The 16,972-nt window shown below is 72.0% G+C and carries 13 protein-coding genes; 10 read left to right on the forward strand and 3 right to left on the reverse strand.

The window, feature by feature from the left end:
* Window positions 1-74: 74 nt before the first annotated feature.
* From leuS to ASF35_RS08030, 4 genes are all read left to right on the forward strand, one after another.
* Complete coding sequence (gene leuS / locus ASF35_RS08015; RefSeq protein ID WP_055965242.1) at window positions 75-2,876, forward strand: leucine--tRNA ligase; 2,802 nt, start codon at window positions 75-77, stop codon at window positions 2,874-2,876.
* Window positions 2,877-2,911: 35 nt separating this feature from the next.
* Window positions 2,912-3,739: a DegV family protein gene (locus ASF35_RS08020; RefSeq protein WP_369796994.1), complete on the forward strand. Its 828-nt coding sequence runs from the start codon at window positions 2,912-2,914 to the stop codon at window positions 3,737-3,739.
* 123 nt (window positions 3,740-3,862) lie between these two features.
* A complete protein-coding gene (locus ASF35_RS17700; protein ID WP_082495405.1) occupies window positions 3,863-4,696 on the forward strand; it encodes a ComEA family DNA-binding protein in 834 nt (277 codons plus the stop codon).
* Between the two features lie 34 nt (window positions 4,697-4,730).
* On the forward strand, window positions 4,731-6,971 hold the full coding sequence (locus tag ASF35_RS08030) for a DNA internalization-related competence protein ComEC/Rec2 (protein WP_055965248.1): 2,241 nt from the start codon (window positions 4,731-4,733) through the stop codon (window positions 6,969-6,971).
* On the opposite strand, the gene ASF35_RS08035 is transcribed toward ASF35_RS08030, so the two are convergent.
* Complete coding sequence (locus tag ASF35_RS08035) at window positions 6,956-7,771, reverse strand: DUF1206 domain-containing protein (protein WP_055965251.1); 816 nt, start codon at window positions 7,769-7,771, stop codon at window positions 6,956-6,958. The two genes, ASF35_RS08030 and ASF35_RS08035, sit on opposite strands and share 16 nt — an antisense overlap.
* Window positions 7,772-7,833: 62 nt before the next feature.
* Between ASF35_RS08035 and holA the strand changes: the two genes are divergently transcribed.
* Complete coding sequence (gene holA / locus ASF35_RS08040; RefSeq protein WP_055965253.1) at window positions 7,834-8,805, forward strand: DNA polymerase III subunit delta; 972 nt, start codon at window positions 7,834-7,836, stop codon at window positions 8,803-8,805.
* 207 nt (window positions 8,806-9,012) lie between these two features.
* Here the strand turns inward: holA and rpsT are convergent, their stop codons facing one another.
* Window positions 9,013-9,273 (reverse strand): 30S ribosomal protein S20, encoded by a 261-nt coding sequence (gene rpsT, locus ASF35_RS08045; protein WP_055965257.1) that lies wholly within the window; start codon window positions 9,271-9,273, stop codon window positions 9,013-9,015.
* A gap of 179 nt (window positions 9,274-9,452) precedes the next feature.
* Here rpsT and ASF35_RS08050 point away from each other — a divergent pair, with 179 nt between their 5' ends.
* Both ASF35_RS08050 and lepA read left to right on the forward strand, forming a co-directional pair.
* Window positions 9,453-9,794: a hypothetical protein gene (locus tag ASF35_RS08050; RefSeq protein ID WP_055965260.1), complete on the forward strand. Its 342-nt coding sequence runs from the start codon at window positions 9,453-9,455 to the stop codon at window positions 9,792-9,794.
* Between the two features lie 82 nt (window positions 9,795-9,876).
* Window positions 9,877-11,745: a translation elongation factor 4 gene (gene lepA, locus ASF35_RS08055; protein WP_055965263.1), complete on the forward strand. Its 1,869-nt coding sequence runs from the start codon at window positions 9,877-9,879 to the stop codon at window positions 11,743-11,745.
* Between the two features lie 18 nt (window positions 11,746-11,763).
* Here the strand turns inward: lepA and ASF35_RS08060 are convergent, their stop codons facing one another.
* Window positions 11,764-13,002: an NAD(P)/FAD-dependent oxidoreductase gene (locus ASF35_RS08060; RefSeq protein ID WP_055965266.1), complete on the reverse strand. Its 1,239-nt coding sequence runs from the start codon at window positions 13,000-13,002 to the stop codon at window positions 11,764-11,766.
* Window positions 13,003-13,077: 75 nt separating this feature from the next.
* Here ASF35_RS08060 and ASF35_RS08065 point away from each other — a divergent pair, with 75 nt between their 5' ends.
* From ASF35_RS08065 to hemW, 3 genes are read left to right on the forward strand one after another with little or no spacing between them, the layout of a single operon-like run.
* A complete protein-coding gene (locus tag ASF35_RS08065) occupies window positions 13,078-13,743 on the forward strand; it encodes an MOSC domain-containing protein (RefSeq protein WP_055965269.1) in 666 nt (221 codons plus the stop codon).
* Between the two features lie 45 nt (window positions 13,744-13,788).
* Window positions 13,789-15,621, forward strand: a complete 1,833-nt coding sequence (locus tag ASF35_RS08070) for a long-chain fatty acid--CoA ligase (protein ID WP_055965272.1) — start codon at window positions 13,789-13,791, stop codon at window positions 15,619-15,621.
* 3 nt (window positions 15,622-15,624) lie between these two features.
* A complete protein-coding gene (gene hemW, locus ASF35_RS08075; RefSeq protein WP_055965275.1) occupies window positions 15,625-16,815 on the forward strand; it encodes a radical SAM family heme chaperone HemW in 1,191 nt (396 codons plus the stop codon).
* The last annotated feature ends 157 nt before the right edge of the window (window positions 16,816-16,972 follow it).

Raw genomic sequence — 16,972 nt, forward strand, 5'->3', positions numbered from 1 at the left:
GAGGAGTCGACGTGGCCCGGGCGACGGCGGGCTCGGGTGCCGGGCCGTGGGCGGTGCGTCGGTAGCATCGTCCGGTGAGCACCACCGACCGCCCATCGACGTCCAGTCCCGTGACGTCGCACCGCTACACCGCCGAGCTGGCCGCCGAGATCGAGGCACGCTGGCAGGAGCGGTGGGCCGACGACGGCACCTTCGACGCGCCCAACCCGGTCGGCGACCTGGCCGGGGAGACGACGGTCTCGGAGTCCACCTACTACCTGATGGACATGTTCCCGTACCCCTCCGGCGCGGGCCTGCACGTGGGACACCCGCTCGGCTACATCGCCACCGACGTCGTGGGCCGGCACCAGCGGATGAAGGGCCGCAACGTGCTGCACACGCTCGGCTACGACGCCTTCGGCCTGCCGGCCGAGCTGCACGCGATCCAGACCGGTGAGCACCCGAGGGCCAACACGCTCGCGAACATCGCGAACATGCGACGTCAGCTGCGTCGGCTCGGGCTCGCCCACGACTCCCGCCGGTCGTTCGCCACGATCGACCCGGACTTCGTGCGCTGGACGCAGTGGATCTTCCTGCAGATCTTCGACTCCTGGTACGACGAGGAGGCCGGGCGGGCGCGGCCGATCTCCGAGCTGCGCGAGAAGCTGGGAACCGACGACCCGGCCGTCATCGATCCCCACCGTCTGGCGTACGTCAGCGAGTCGCCGGTCAACTGGTGCCCGGCGCTCGGGACCGTGCTCTCCAACGAGGAGGTCACGGCCGAGGGCCGCAGCGAGCGCGGCAACTTCCCGGTCTTCCAGCGCAACCTGCGCCAGTGGCAGATGCGCATCACGGCGTACGCCGACCGGCTCGTCGACGACCTCGAGCGCGTCGACTGGCCGGAGCCGGTCAAGCTCATGCAGCGCAACTGGATCGGTCGTTCGCACGGCGCCGAGGTCGACTTCGACGTCCCCGCGGTCGAGAACGCCACGATCCGCGTGTTCACGACCCGGCCGGACACCCTGTTCGGCGCCACCTACATGGTGCTGGCGCCGGAGCACGAGCTGGTCGACGCGATCCTGACCGACGAGTGGCCCGACGGCACCGACTCCCGGTGGACCGTCGGCGCGGCGTCCCCGTCGGAGGCCGTGGCGGCGTACCGCCACGCGGCGGCCCGCAAGACCGACGTCGAGCGCCAGGAGAACAAGGACAAGACGGGCGTCTTCACCGGCGCCTTCGCGGTCAACCCGGTGAACGGCGAGCGTGTGCCGGTCTTCGTGGCCGACTACGTGCTCGTGGGCTACGGCACGGGCGCCATCATGGCCGTCCCGGCGCACGACGAGCGCGACTTCGAGTTCGCGACGGCGTTCGGCCTGCCGACCCCTCGGGTCGTCACCGGCGGGGACGACCTGCCCTGGACCGGCGACGGGGTCGCCACGGCCTCGGCCAACGACGAGGTCAGCCTCGACGGGCTGGGCGTCGCGGAGGCGAAGTCGCGCATCATCGCCTGGCTCGAGGAGAAGGGGCGAGGCACCGGCACCACCACCTACCGGCTGCGCGACTGGCTGTTCTCGCGCCAGCGCTACTGGGGCGAGCCCTTCCCGATCGTCTTCGACGAGGACGGCCACCCGCACGCCGTGCCCGACCACCTCCTGCCCGTCGAGCTGCCCGACGTGCCCGACTACTCGCCGCGCACGTTCGAGCCCGACGACGTCACGAGCGAGCCCGAGCCCCCGCTCGGCCGCGCGCACGACTGGCTCGACGTCGAGCTCGACCTGGGCGACGGACCGCGCCGGTACCGCCGCGACACCAACACCATGCCCAACTGGGCCGGCTCCAGCTGGTACCAGCTGCGCTACCTCGACCCGCACAACGCCGACGCCCTCGTCGACCCGGCCAACGAGGCCTACTGGATGGGTCCCACGGACGCCAAGTCCACGGGCGGTGTCGACCTCTACGTCGGCGGGGTGGAGCACGCGGTGCTGCACCTGCTCTACGCCCGGTTCTGGCACAAGGTGCTGTTCGACCTGGGACACGTGAGCAGCGAGGAGCCGTTCCACCGGCTGTTCAACCAGGGCTACATCCAGGCGTACGCCTTCACCGACGCGCGCGGGACCTACGTGCCGGCCGACGCGGTGGTCGAGCAGGTGGCCGACGACGGCACCACCAGCTACACGTACGAGGGCAGCCCGGTCTCCCGCGAGTACGGGAAGATGGGCAAGAGCCTGAAGAACGTCGTCACGCCCGACGAGATGTACGACGAGTTCGGCGCCGACACGTTCCGGGTCTACGAGATGAGCATGGGCCCGCTCGACCAGTCGCGACCGTGGGAGACGCGCGCCGTCGTCGGCTCGCAGCGGTTCCTCCAGCGGGTGTGGCGCCTGGTCGTCGACGAGGAGTCCGGTGACGTCAAGGCCGACGACGTCGAGCCGGACCGCGACACCCTGCGCGTGCTGCACCGCACCATCGACGGCGTCTCGGCCGACATGGACGCGCTGCGCTTCAACACGGCGATCGCCAAGCTGATCGAGCTGACCAACCACCTGACCAAGGCCTCGGTGACGAGCCGGTCGGCGCTGGAGCCGCTCGTGCTCATGCTGGCCCCGTTCGCACCGCACGTGGCCGAGGAGCTGTGGTCGTTGCTGGGCCACGACACCTCGCTCACGCGTGCCGCCTTCCCCCAGGCCGACCCCGCGCTCCTCGTCGCGGACACCGTCACGTGCGTCGTGCAGGTGCAGGGCAAGGTGCGGGCCAAGCTCGACGTCTCGCCCGACGTCACCGACGACGAGCTCACCGCACTGGCGCTGGCCGAGGAGAACGTGCAGCGCTCGATCGACGGGCGCGAGGTGCGCAAGGTCATCGTGCGGGCCCCCAAGCTCGTGAACGTGGTCGTATGAGCGGCGCTGCCGGGAGCCGGCGTCGCATCGCGGTGGTGACCGACTCCACCGCCTCGCTGGACCCCGTCGACGCGGAGCGCGAGGGCATCACGGTGGTGCCGCTCAAGCTGGTCATCGGCGCGTCCACGTTCACCGAGGGTGTCGACGCGACGTCCGACGACGTCGCCTCCGCGCTCAAGGAGTTCGTGCCGGTCAGCACCTCGCGGCCCACGCCCGACGAGTTCGGCGCCGTGTACGAGCGGCTCGCGGCGGAGGGCTTCGACGCCGTCGTGTCGGTGCACCTCAGCGCGGAGATCTCCGGCACGTTCGACTCGGCGCAGCTCGCCGCGCGCGAGGCGTCGATCCCGGTCATGTGCGTCGACAGCCGCCAAGTGGGGATCGCCACGGGCTTCGCCGCCGGTCGGGCGGCGCGCGTCGTCCGGGAGGGCGGTGACGAGGCCGCGGCCGTCGGTGCTGCGCTGGCTGCGGGGGAGAGCTCGACCGTGCTCATGTACGTCGACACCCTGGAGTACCTGCGTCGCGGCGGTCGGGTCGGGGCGGCGGCCGCCCTCATCGGGTCGGCGCTCGCGGTCAAGCCGCTGCTCACCCTGCGCGACGGCATGGTCGAGCCGCTCGAGCGGGTCCGGACCACCAGCAAGGCGGTGGCTCGGCTCGAGGTGCTCACCGTCCAGGCCGCCGAGAAGGCGCAGGACGGGTTCGACATCGGCGTGCAGCACCTGGCCAACCCCGAGCTCGCGCAGCAGGTGGCCGACCGCCTGGCTGCCTCGCTCGGTCGGGAGCAGGTCCCGGTCAACGAGGTCGGCGCGGTCATCGGAGCCCACGTCGGCCCCGGGATGCTCGCCGTCACCGTCACGCCCCGCTGAGACCACCGGTCCCCTCGCGGCGCCGGGTGCCCGTCCACAGGGTCTCTCGACCCACGTGACGGCTTGTCCACAGTGCTGTGCCGACGGGTGCCGGGCGGCCGGGACGCTGCTTACCGTCGAGGAGTGAGCACACCACGTCCAGCACCGCCCCAGGAGACCCGGGCCGAGGTCGCCCGACGTCGGCTCGCCCAGCTCACCGCGTCGTTCGAGGCCACCCACCCGGACGACCCGTTCGACCGGCTCGTGGGTGGCTCCGCCCCGGTGGACCACGACGAGCAGCCCGAGCCGGCGGCAGCGTCCCCAGGCGGCGGCCGGAGACGAGCCGCCGCGCCGCGCCGTCCGCGCGGGCTGCACGGCAGCCACCTGCGGATGGCCACCACCGCCGCCGTGGCGGCCGGGGTGCTGCTGACCTGGTGGCTGGTGGCCGAACGCCCCCGCACGTCCGACGTCGATCGTCCGCTCCAGGTCTCGTCGCGCGCGGACGCGACCGGCGACGCCCCCGCCGAGGGAGCGGCGTCCCAAGCCTCGGCCGAGTTGGTCGTCGACGTCGCGGGCAAGGTCCGTGACCCCGGGATCGTCACCCTGCCTGCCGGGTCCAGGGTGTTCGAGGCGATCGAGAAGGCGGGCGGCATCGAGGGCACGCTGGAGGAGCCCACGATCAACCTGGCCCGACAGCTCGTCGACGGCGAGCAGATCCTCGTGGGCGTCGAGCCTGCCGAGCCGGGTGCCGCCGGTGCCACCGCAGGCGCGGGCGGGACCGGCGGGGGAGTGGTCGACCTCAACAGCGCCACCCTCGCGCAGCTCGACGCGCTGCCCGGGGTCGGCCCGGTGACCGCGCAGTCGATCCTCGACTGGCGGCAGGAGAACGGCCGGTTCACCTCCGTCGACGACCTTCTCGACGTGTCCGGCATCGGCGAGAAGACCCTCGAGGACCTGCGCGACCGCGTGACGCTGTGAGCGGCCGGGCCGGGCAGGACCACCGGGTCCGCTGATGGACCTGAGGCTGGTGCCGGCCGCCGTCGCCGTGTGGGCCGTGGCGGCCTGGGCCGTCGGTGCAGGACCGGGGGCCGTCCTGGTCGTCGCTGTCGTCTCGGTGGTCGTGGGCGGGGCAGCCGCAGGTCGGTTCCGCGCGCTCGCCCTGGTGGCGGTCGTGGTGGCGGCGGTGGCCGCGTCGACCGCGTGGCGCCTGGGTGACGTGCAGGCCACCCCGGTGGCCGAGCTCACGGCGTCGCGCGAGCGGGTGACGGTGCAGGCCCAGGTGGTGCGCGACGGTCGGGTCTTCGAGTCGGTCGGGAGCCAGGGGACGGTCGTGGGGCTCCTGGTGCTGCGGGTCGAGGACCGACATGGTCGGGTGCACGGGGTCCGGGACCCGGTCACGGCGTTCCTGCGTGACGCGCACGAGGACCTCGTCGTCGGTCGTCGGCTCGTGCTGCAGGGCCGTCTCGGACCACCCGGCGACCACCGCGACACGGCCACGCTCCAGGTGACGCGGCGGTCGGCGGTCCAGGGCGCGGCGTGGTGGTGGTCGGCGTCGGAGCGGGTCCGCGCGGGCGTGCGGTCGTCGGTCGACCACGCGCCGCCGGCTCCGTCGGCGCTCGTCCCTGCGCTCGTCGTCGGCGACGACGCCGCACTGCCCGACCGGGTCGAGGAGGAGTTCCGCCGCACCGGCCTCACGCACCTGCTCGCCGTCTCCGGCACCAACCTGACGATCGTGCTCGCCATGGTGCTGGCCGTCGCTCGTGCCGGGCGTGCGCCACCACGGTTGCTCCTGGTGATCGGGCTGCTGGGCGTGGTGGGGTTCGTGCTGCTGGCCCGGCCGGAGCCCAGCGTGCTGCGGGCGGCGGGGATGGGCGTCGTCGGGCTCGCGGCGCTGGGCCTGGGGTCGCGAGGCGGGATCCGGGCGCTGTGCGTCGCGGTCGTCGCACTGCTGTTCTGCGACCCGTGGCTGTCGAGGGCCGTCGGCTTCGTGCTCTCGGTGTGCGCGACCGCGGGCATCCTGCTGCTGGCGCCACCCTTCGTGCGCGCGCTGGAGCGCTGGCTGCCGCGGTGGGCGGCGATCGCCGTCGCCGTGCCGCTGGCGGCGCAAGCTGCCTGCACCCCGGTCATCGCGGCCATCTCGGCCGAGGTCTCGATCGTGGCCGTGGTGGCGAACGTGCTGGCGGCGCCCGTGGTCGCACCGGCGACGGTCCTCGGGCTGCTGGCCGGTCTCGTGGACCTGGTGTCACCGGCCGTCGCGTCGGTGCTGGGTACGGGTGCGGCGGCGTGCGCGGGATGGATCGTGCTGGTCGCGCACCACGCCGCGTCGCTCCCTGGGGCGAGCCTGGTCTGGTCACGCCCGTGGTGGTCGCTGCTCGTCCTGGTGCCGGTCGCGCTGTGGTGGGGGTGGCGTGCTGCGCCTCACCCGGTGCTGGTGGTCGGGCTGTGCCTCGGGCTCGTGGTGGCCATGGTCCGCCCACCGAGCCCTGGCTGGCCGCCGCCGGGCTGGGTGATGGTGGCGTGCGACGTGGGCCAGGGGGACGCGACGGTGATCCGGTCCGGTGACGACGAGGCGGTGGTGGTCGACGCCGGCATGGAGCCGGCCGACGTGGACCGGTGCCTGCGTGGCCTCGGGGTGCGGCGGGTGCCGGCGCTGGTGCTCACCCACGGGGACGCCGACCACGTGGGTGGTCGGTCCGGCGTCGCTGCGGGACGCGACGTCGGCGTGGTGCTCGTGGGACGTCCGGGGGTCGCGGTGGACGGGGTGCCGACGCGCACGCTCGCCCGCGGCGACCGGTTCGCGGTGAGGGACGTCACGGCCGATGTCCTGTGGCCGCAGGCCGCACCTGCCGGCAGCGCCCGCGCTCGGGGCGATCTCGACCGCAACGGGGCGAGCCTGGTGCTGCGGGTGCGGGTGCAGGGCGTGGTGCTCATGCTCACGGGCGACGTGGGAGAGGCCGAGCAGGACCGTCTCGCCCGGTCGGGCGCCGACCTGCGTGCCGACGTGCTCAAGGTCGCCCACCACGGGAGCGCTGACACGTCGGCCCGGTTCACCCAGGCGGTCGGTGCCTCGGTGGCGACGATCTCCGTCGGGGCCGACAACGACTACGGCCATCCCACCCCCACCGCCCTGCGGATGCTGCGCGACGTCGGCACGCAGGCCCATCGCACCGACGAGGAGGGCGACGTCGCCGTGGTCGTGCGCGACGGCAGGCTGTCGGTGGTCGCGCGGGGGAGCGGTCAGCGGTCGAGGTAGCGGGCCCGGGCCAGGCACCAGACGCCGTAGAGGCCGATCCCGATGGCGATGAGACCGAGCAGCCAGGGTCCGAACGGCTGCTGCAGGACCGTGCGCAGCGCCTCGTCGAGACCGCCGGAGCGGTCGGCGTCGCGGGTGAGGGCGGCGAAGCAGAACAGGCCGCCGACGATCGCGATCGAGACGCCCTTGGCCAGGTGTCCGGCTGTGCCGAGGCGCACGAGCACGTCGCCCGAGGTTCCGCTGAGCCCCTCCGGCTTCAGGTGGTCCCGGTGCTGGTGGCTGAGCCCGCGCCAGGCGGTCCAGCCCCCGTAGCCGATGACCGCCAGGCCCACGATCCCGACGAGCACCGCGCCGGCGGGCAGCGAGAGCAGGCGAGCCGTCCACGTCTCGTTGCCCGAGCCACTGGAGCCGGAGCCGGACCCGGTCGCGACCTGCGCCGCGCTCCAGGCCACGACGCCGTAGATGACCGCCTTGAGCAGGTCGGCCGCACGGTGCGCCCAGAGCGTGGCTCCCTCGTCCTGACGGTGGTCGAGCGTCGCCTCGAGCACGCGCCACAGCACCAGCACCGCCATCCCTGCGACGACCAGCCACAGGATCGTGCGACCGAACGGCTGCTGCGCGAGCTCGGCCAACGCCCCCTTGGTGTCGGCCTTGCCGCTCGGGTCGCCCAGGGCCAGCTGGAGGGCGAGGAAGGCCACGACGAGGTGCACGAGCCCGTAGGCCACGAAGCCGAAGCGGACCAGGTTGTCCACCCAGTCGTCGTCGACGTGGGAGGCGACGTCGTCGGCGTCGATCGGCATGGCCGGAGCCTACGCCCACGTCGGCTCCCCGGCCTGTCGGAGACGGACACTAGGGTGGTCCCGTGGCGTCGCCGTTCGGGAAGATCCTGCTCATCACGGGCAGCGCGGAGTACCTGTCCGACCGCACCCGTGCGCGAGCCGTGGCCGCGATCAAGGCCGAGGACCCGCAGTGCGACGTCGCGACCGCCACGTCCGGCGGGTTGGCTGCGGGCGAGATCGCGGGGCTCACCAGCCCGTCGTTGTTCAGCAGCGTCAGCGGGCTCGTGCTCACCGAGCTGCAGGACCTGCCCGACGTCGCCCAGGGCGAGCTGCTCGCCTACGCCGCCGACCCGAGCCCCGACGTCGCGGTCGTCCTCGTCCACGGCGGTGGTCAGAAGGGCAAGGGCCTGCTCGACAAGCTGCGCGCCCAGTCGTCGGTGCACGAGGTCAAGCACGAGGCTCCCAAGTACGAGCGCGACCACGCCCGCTGGGTGGCCACCGAGCTGCGCGAGCTGGGCACCCGCATCGACGAGGAGGCGGCCACGCTCCTCGTCGCGGCCGTCGGGCAGGACCTGCGCGCCCTGGCCGGCGCGGCCGACCAGCTCGCCGCCACGCTCGACTCCGGCACCGAGGTCACCGTCGAGGTCGTGCGGCGCTACTTCGGCGGTCGGGCCGACGTCCGCGGCTACGAGATCGCCGACGCCGCCATCGACGGACGCATCAACGTGGCGCTCGAGCAGGCGCGGTGGGCCGAGACCGCCAAGGTCGCCCCGGTGCTGGTCACCAGTGCGCTCGCCACCGGGCTCCGCCAGCTCGCCCGCCTCGCCGACGCCCCGCCGCGTCTGGGCGAGGGAGAGCTCGCCCGCCACGTCGGCGCGCCCCCGTTCAAGATCCGCGTGCTCCGCCGCCAGCTGCAGGGGTGGGACCCGGCCGGCCTGGCCCGGGCTCTCGACGCGGTCGCCCAGGCCGACCTCGACGTCAAGGGTGGCGCGGCCGAGCCCGCGTACGCGGTCGAGCGCATGGTGCTGCAGGTCGCCGCGTCGCGTCGCCGCTGACCCGGGGGCGGTCGGTGGGTCGGGCCGGCGGGTCAGAGGCAGGTGACGCACCGAACGACCTGGCCAGCGGTCGGTGTGACACCTCTCGAGGACGTTGACGGGTGCCAGGCCCACCTCTGACGGCCGGCATCCGCAGGGTCGAGGTGCCGCAGGAACGACGAAGGCCCCCGGGTGACCGGGGGCCTTCGTGCGAGCTGTGGGGCTACGTCAGAGCGACGCGGCCTTCTTGGCGATCGACGACTTGCGGTTCGCCGCCTGGTTCTTGTGGATGACACCCTTGCTGGCGGCCTTGTCGAGCTTCTTGCCGGCGTCGGCGGCGAGGACCTTGGCCTGCTCGGCGTCGCCGGACTCGACCGCAGCGTGGAAGCGGCGCACGGCCGTCTTGAGGGCGGAGCGGACCGACTTGTTGCGCTCGCGAGCGGCCTCGTTCTGACGGTTCCGCTTGATCTGCGACTTGATGTTCGCCACGTGGCTGACCTGTTCTCTCGTGCGTGAAGGGCGTGGTGCAAGTGTGAGGGCGCACCGGTAGGCACGCGACCGCTCACACTACCAGCGTCGGGCAGCCGCACCCAAATCGCCCGTGCGTGCTCGTGCCGAGGGGACGCACTCCGACGACCGAGCGACCGCGAACCCTTACGATCCGAGTCATGCAGACGCTCTACAACGTGCTCGTGGTGCTCCACATCATCAGCTGGGTCGTGGCCCTCGTCAGCTACGCGTCGGTCGCCCGTCGGCCGCAGATCACGCCCTGGATCGCCCACGGCGTCGGCGCTGCGTTCGTCCTCGGCATCGCCCTCACCGGCATCGCCTCGGCCAGCGACGCCGTCGCCGACCCGAACAACGCCAAGGTCGGGGTGAAGCTCCTGGTCGCCCTCGTCGCCGTCGGCCTGGCCCACGGCACGCGTCGGCGGCCGTCGCCGAACCCCGTCGCACACGTCGTCGCCGCGCTCATCGTCGTGAACGTCGCGATCGCCTACCTCTGGACGTGAGCCGCCTCGGTCGACCGAGCCGGGCGGCCGCTCCGACGGGTGCGGTCGGCGGTCTGGCCGCAGATGGGAGGATGGACCCATCATGACGAGCTCCACGACGCCGGGCACGGCGCCCAAGCCGGGATCGACCGACCCGGCCCTCCTGCGCAACTTCTGCATCATCGCGCACATCGACCACGGCAAGTCGACCCTGGCCGACCGCATGCTGCAGATCACGGGGGTCGTCGACGAGCGTGCAGCGCGCGCCCAGTACCTCGACCGAATGGACATCGAGCGCGAGCGCGGCATCACGATCAAGAGCCAGGCCGTGCGCATGCCGTTCACCAAGTCCGACGGCGACGACGCCGGTCGTCACTACGTGCTGAACATGATCGACACGCCGGGCCACGTGGACTTCACCTACGAGGTCAGCCGCTCGTTGGAGGCCTGCGAGGGTGCGATCCTCCTGGTCGACGCCGCCCAGGGCATCGAGGCGCAGACGCTGGCGAACCTCTACCTGGCCATGGACGCCGACCTGCACATCATCCCGGTCCTCAACAAGATCGACCTGCCCGGCGCGCAGCCGGAGAAGTACGCCGAGGAGATCGCCGGCATCATCGGCGGCGACCCCGACGACGTGCTCCGGGTCTCGGCCAAGACCGGGCAGGGCGTCGAGGCCCTCCTCAACCTCATCGTCGACGAGGTGCCGCCGCCCGTCGGTGACGCCGACGGCCCCCCGCGTGCCCTGATCTTCGACTCCGTCTACGACACGTACCGCGGCGTCATCACCTACGTCCGCGTGGTCGACGGCAAGCTCAGCCACCGCGACAAGATCAAGATGATGTCCACCGGCGCGGTGCACGAGATGCTCGAGGTGGGCGTCATCAGCCCCGAGGCCGTGAAGGCCGACCACCTCGGCGTCGGCGAGGTCGGCTACCTCATCACGGGCGTGAAGGAGGTCCGGCAGTCGCGGGTGGGCGACACCGTGACGTCGAACACCCACGGTGCCGAGGAGCCCCTCGGTGGCTACGCACACCCGAACCCCATGGTCTTCTCGGGTCTGTACCCGATCGACGGCGACGACTTCTCGACGTTGCGCGAGGCCCTCGAGAAGCTGCAGCTCAACGACGCCGCGCTCGTGTACGAGCCGGAGTCCTCGGGTGCGCTCGGCTTCGGGTTCCGCATCGGCTTCCTCGGCCTGCTGCACCTGGAGATCGTCCGCGAGCGCCTGGAGCGCGAGTTCGACCTCGACCTGATCTCGACGGCCCCCAACGTTGTCTACCGCGTGGTGATGGAGGACGGTCGCGAGATCGTCGTGACCAACCCGAGCGAGTACCCGGCGGACGGCAAGATCGCGTCGGTGCACGAGCCGGTGGTCTCGGCCACGATCCTGGCGCCGAGCGAGTACATCGGCGTCATCATGGAGCTGTGCCAGGCCCGTCGCGGCCAGCTCGGCGGCATGGACTACCTGTCCGAGGACCGCGTGGAGATCCGCTACACGCTGCCCATGGGCGAGATCATGTTCGACTTCTTCGACGCCCTCAAGAGCCGCACGAAGGGCTACGCGTCGCTGAACTACGAGGTGTCCGGCGAGCAGAAGGCCGACCTCGTGAAGGTCGACATCATGCTGCAGGGCGAGATCGTCGACGCCTTCAGCGCGATCGTCCACCGCGACTCCGCCTACGCGTACGGCGTGATGCTGGCCGGCAAGCTCAAGGAGCTCATCCCGCGCCAGCAGTTCGAGGTGCCCATCCAGGCCGCGATCGGCGCCCGCATCATCGCCCGCGAGAACATCCGCGCCATGCGCAAGGACGTGCTCGCCAAGTGCTACGGCGGCGACATCAGCCGCAAGCGCAAGCTGCTGGAGAAGCAGAAGGAGGGCAAGAAGCGGATGAAGAACATCGGCCGCGTCGAGGTCCCCCAGGAGGCGTTCATCGCCGCCCTCTCCACCGGTGACTCCACCCCGAAGTAGTCCGCCGCTCCCTTCGGATCAGCGCGCGCCGAGGGCCGCGGCCACCTCGTCGGCGGCTCGCGTGCCCGAGGTCAGCGCCCCTTGGATGGAGGGTGTCTCGCGGTGGTCGCCGCAGACGAAGACGCCGCCGCCGACGTCGGCGGGTCGCCGCAGCTGCAGGGGCGCGAGGGCCCTCGGCAGCGCCCGGCCGATGTCGTGGCGCACCAGCAGGTCCCACGCGCCGACGTCGGTGCGCCACAGGCGGGCCGCCTGCGTCAGCGCCGCTGCGTCGGAGAGACCGGCCCCGGCGAGCGCGGTCACCTGCACCAGGTCGCGCCCCGGCGGGGCGTAGCCGGGGGCGGCCGCCGAGACGACGGCCGTGTTGACCACGGGCCCGCGGTCGCCGTCGACGACCAGCAGACGGTCCTGGGGCATGCCGGTGGGCGCACCGAACCACCACGTCACGAGCCCGCCCACGGGAGGCACCTCGGGCACCGCTTCCAGACCGGCCGCGTCGTGGACGTCGGTGGCGACGACGGCGGCGCGGGCCTCGATGGACCCGGACCCCGTGCGGACCGTGGTGCCCTGCGGGCTGCGGTCGACGCCCACCACCCGCACGCCCGTCTCGGCCGGACGTTGCAGTCCGGCGGCGAGCTGGGCGGGCAGGGCGCGCATGCCGTCGCCCGGCACGGCGGGGGTGCCGAGCAGGAACCACCGGACCAGCAGCCGTGCGTACCGGGACGAGGTGGCGCCGGTGTCGTCGGCCAGGACACCGGCCAGGAAGGGCTCCAGCACCTGTCGGCGCAGAGGCCCGCGCACCCCGGCGGAGTCGAGGGACTCCGCCAGGGTGTCGTCGGCCCGGCTCATGATGCGCTTCTCGCCGCCCAGGATCGGGGCCGCCCAGCGCGCGAGGGCCGCCAGCTCTCGCGGACGCAGCAGACCACTGCGCAGCGTGGAGGGGAGGAGGCCGGGCTCGCGACGCGGGTCGCCGATGGTCGCCACCGAGGCTCCGCGGCGTACTCGCACCCCGGCTGCGAACGGCTTCAGGTCCAGCGCCTCGAGGTCGACCAGGTCGCGCAGAGCAGGGTAGGCCGGGTTGAGCAGCTGGAAGCCGACGTCGCAGAGGTGGCCGTCGACGACGTCGGTGCGCACGCGGCCGCCCACGTCGTCCGCGGCCTCCAGCAGACGCGCATCGATGCCCATGCGCTGCAGCCGCGTCGCGCACGCCAGCCCGGCAAGCCCTGCTCCCACCACCACCACGTCGGTCCGCTCTGCCATGGACCCACGATCCCATCCCTGCTCGGGTCCGGCAGGGTTCGTCGCCTGGCCCGCTCTGCCGCTAGCCTCCCTCCCGTGGCAGCGCACCTCCTGTCGGTCAACGTGGGCCGGGTCGTCGACGTCCCGTGGGGGAAGCTCGGGCGGTCGGGGATCGACAAGCGTCCCGTCGCCGGACCGGTCCAGGTCCACCGCCTCGGCCTCGAGGGTGACGAGATCGCCGACACCAAGCACCACGGCGGTCCGGACCAGGCGGTCTACGCCTACGCCGCCGAGGACCTCGAGCGCTGGTCCGATCTGGCCGGTTGCACGTTCGTGGCCGGACAGTTCGGCGAGAACCTCACCACGCGCGGGCTCGACGTGCAGGACGCGCGGCTGGGGGAGCGGTGGGCGGTCGGCTCGACGCTCCTCGAGGTGTGCGACGTGCGCATCCCCTGTGCGGTCTTCCAGGGGTTCGTCGACGAGCCTCGTTGGGTGAGGCGCTTCGCCGAGCACGGGGTCGTCGGTGCGTACCTCAGGGTCGTGCAGGAGGGCGTCGTCCAGGCGGGCGACCCGGTGCGGGTCGTCGAACGTCGCGACCACGACCTCACCGTCGGGGCGGCCTTCCGTGCCCTCACGACGGATCGGGCGAGACTGCCGTCGTTCCAGGCCGAACCGAGGGTCTCGGCCAAGATCGCGCGGCAGATCGATGAGGTGCGCAACCACTCGTCCGGTGCCCCGAGAAGCGACCGACCAGTAGGTTAGGGTGAGCGGCACCACATTCCCCCGGAACGTCGTGTGAGGACATCCATGCCTGTGACCGCCACCCCCGAGCAGCTCAAGATCGTCGAGGACCGTGCGCCCAACGTGGCCCGCATGTTCTACGACCGTGTGGAGCAGACCCCGAACCGGGAGGCCTACCGCTACCCCGACGAGAACGAGGTCTGGCACTCGCTGACCTGGGCCCAGACCGGCGAGCAGGTGACGGCGCTCGCGGCCGGCCTGCTGGCACTCGGCATCGGCCCGGAGGAGCGCGTGGCCATCGCGTCCGGCACCCGTGTGGAGTGGATCTTCTCCGACCTCGCCGTGCTGGCTGCCGGTGCCGCCACCACCACCGTGTACCCGACCACGATGGCCAGCGACGTCGCCTACATCCTGGCCGACTCCGACAGCCGCATCGTCTTCGCCGAGGACGACGAGCAGGTCGCCAAGCTGCGCGAGAAGCACTCCGAGCTCCCCTCCGTCACGAAGGTCGTCGTCTACGACGGCACGCCCGACGGCGACTGGGTCATCGGCTTCGACGACCTCGAGCAGCTCGGCCGCGACCACCTCGCCGCCAACCCGGACGCCGTCAAGGACCGGGTCGCGGCCATCACGCCGCAGTCGCTCGCGACGCTCATCTACACGTCCGGCACGACCGGCCGTCCGAAGGGCGTGCGTCTCCTGCACGACGGCTGGACCTACGAGGGCGCGTGCATCGCCGCAGGCGGCTACCTGACCGCCGACGACCTGCAGTTCCTCTGGCTGCCGATGGCGCACTCCTTCGGCAAGGTGCTCCTCTCGACCCAGCTGCAGATCGGCTTCGCCACGGCCATCGACGGGCGCGTGCCGAAGATCGTCGACAACCTGGCGATCGTCAAGCCGACGTTCATGGGTGCGGCGCCCCGCATCTTCGAGAAGGCCTACGGCCGCATCGTCGGCATGACCGAGGCCGAGGGCGGCGCGAAGCTCAAGATCTTCAAGTGGGCCGAGAAGGTGGGCATCGAGCACTCGCGCGCGGTGCGCGCCGGCAAGCCGATTTCGCCGGTCCTCAAGGCCAAGCACGGTGTGGCCGACAAGCTCGTGTTCTCGAAGGTGCGCGACCGCTTCGGCGGCCGCGTGCGGTTCTTCATCTCCGGTGCCGCGGCGCTCTCGCCCGACATCGCCGAGTGGTTCCACGCCGCCGGCGTCCTCATCCTCGAGGGCTACGGGCTCACCGAGAACTCCGCCGGCGCCACGGTCAACCACCCGACCGACTTCAAGCTCGGCTCGGTCGGCATCCCGATGCCCGGCAGCGAGATCCGCATCGCCGAGGACGGCGAGGTCCTCGTCAAGGGCCCGCACGTCATGCAGGGCTACCACAACCTCGACTCCGAGAGCGCCTCGTCGCTCACCGAGGACGGGTGGCTGCACACCGGCGACGAGGGCCGTCTCGACGAGGACGGCTTCCTCTACATCACGGGCCGCAAGAAGGAGCTCTTCAAGACCTCCGGCGGCAAGTACGTGGCTCCGCCGCACATCGAGGGCATCTTCAAGGGCATCAGCTCGCTGACCAGCCAGATCGTGGTGCACGGCAACGAGCGCAACTTCTGCTCCGCGCTCATCACGCTCGATCCCGACGCGGTCGCCGAGTGGGCCACGGCGCACGGTATGGAGGGCAAGTCCTACTCCGAGGTCGTCTCCTCGCCGCAGATGCACGAGGTGATCTCCGGCCAGATCGACGAGCTCAACTCCAAGATCAACCGCTGGGAGACGATCAAGAAGTTCGCCATCCTGGACCACGACCTGTCGATCGAGTCCGGCGAGATCACGCCGAGCATGAAGGTCAAGCGCAACGTGGTGGAGTCGAACTACAAGCACATCCTGGACGGCTTCTACGCTTAGTCCATGACCTCGACCGAACGGCCCGCTCCCGACACCGGGGGCGGGCCGTTCGGCGTGCCCGCGACGGCAGCCGGATTCGGTGTGTACGTCCACGTCCCGTTCTGCTCGGTTCGCTGCGGCTACTGCGACTTCAACACCTACACCGCCGACGAGCTCGGCGAGGGTGCCACCCGCGCGACGTACGCCTCCTCGGCGCTGCAGGAGGTGCGGCGCATGGCCGAGGCCGTCGGGCCCCGGCCGGTCGAGACGGTCTTCTTCGGGGGAGGCACCCCCACCCAGCTCCCCGCCGACGACCTCGTCGGCGTGCTCCGGTCGATCGACGAGCACCTCGGGCTGCGCCCGGGTGCCGAGGTGACCACGGAGGCCAACCCAGACAGCGTCACGCCGGCGTCGCTGGCACGCCTGCGCGAGGGCGGCTTCACCCGCATCTCCTTCGGGGTGCAGTCCGCCGTGCCGCACGTGCTCGCCACGCTGGACCGGACGCACGACCCCGCCCGCGTCCCCGACGCGGTGCGCTGGGCCCGGGAGGCCGGGTTCGAGCAGGTGAGCCTCGACCTCATCTACGGCACCCCGGGTGAGTCGATGGACGACTGGCGGACCAGCCTGGACCAGGCGGTCTCCCTCGAGCCCGACCACGTCAGCGCCTACGCGCTCATCGTGGAGGACGGGACGGCCTTCGCGCGCAAGGTCCGGCGCGGCGAGGTGGTCATGCCCGACGACGACGAGACCGCCGACAAGTACCTGCTCGCCGACGCGACCCTCACCGCAGCGGGCCTGGGTTGGTACGAGCTGTCGAACTGGGCCCGCGACGAGGCCGCGCAGTGCCGCCACAACCTGCTGTACTGGCACGGCGCCGAGTGGTGGGGCGTGGGTCCGGGCGCGCACTCCTACGTCGACCGGCGGCGCTGGTGGAACGTCAAGCATCCTGCCGCCTACGCACAGCGACTGGCTGCGGGCGAGCCTGTCGAGGCCGACGGTGAGGACATCGACGCCCCCACGGCCGCTCTCGAACGGATCATGCTGGAGATCCGGCTGAGGTCCGGTCTGCCCCTGGCGGCGCTCGACCCCTCGGTGGGGGCGCAGGTGCCGGTGCTCGCCGCACGCGGTCTGCTCGACATCGTGGACGAGCGTCTCGTGCTCACCCTGGAGGGCCGCCTGCTCGCCGACGCCGTGGTCCGGGACCTCACGGACTAGGACGCCCGCCCCAGTCCGAAGGGACTTTCGTCATTCGGATGGCATGACCTAGGACACAGTCCTACGGTGCTCCTGGGAGCAAGGAACGACTCGGGGGAGTTGGCGAGGGAGCAATGCGCATCGCGCATTGGCCAGCTCTGATCAGCATGCTGATCGG

It is taken from the genome of Aeromicrobium sp. Leaf291 (genome assembly GCF_001423365.1).
Taxonomy (GTDB): Bacteria; Actinomycetota; Actinomycetes; order Propionibacteriales; family Nocardioidaceae; genus Aeromicrobium.

Bases quoted from the DNA above. Each gene is read 5' to 3' on its own strand.
- ASF35_RS08030 (WP_055965248.1), top strand. From the start codon at position 4,731: ATGGACCTGAGGCTGGTGCCGGCCGCCGTCGCCGTGTGGGCCGTGGCG.
- ASF35_RS08035 (WP_055965251.1), bottom strand. From the start codon at position 7,771: ATGCCGATCGACGCCGACGACGTCGCCTCCCACGTCGACGACGACTGG.
- ASF35_RS08050 (WP_055965260.1), top strand. From the start codon at position 9,453: ATGCAGACGCTCTACAACGTGCTCGTGGTGCTCCACATCATCAGCTGG.
- lepA (WP_055965263.1), top strand. From the start codon at position 9,877: ATGACGAGCTCCACGACGCCGGGCACGGCGCCCAAGCCGGGATCGACC.
- ASF35_RS08060 (WP_055965266.1), bottom strand. From the start codon at position 13,002: ATGGCAGAGCGGACCGACGTGGTGGTGGTGGGAGCAGGGCTTGCCGGG.
- ASF35_RS08070 (WP_055965272.1), top strand. From the start codon at position 13,789: ATGCCTGTGACCGCCACCCCCGAGCAGCTCAAGATCGTCGAGGACCGT.
- hemW (WP_055965275.1), top strand. From the start codon at position 15,625: ATGACCTCGACCGAACGGCCCGCTCCCGACACCGGGGGCGGGCCGTTC.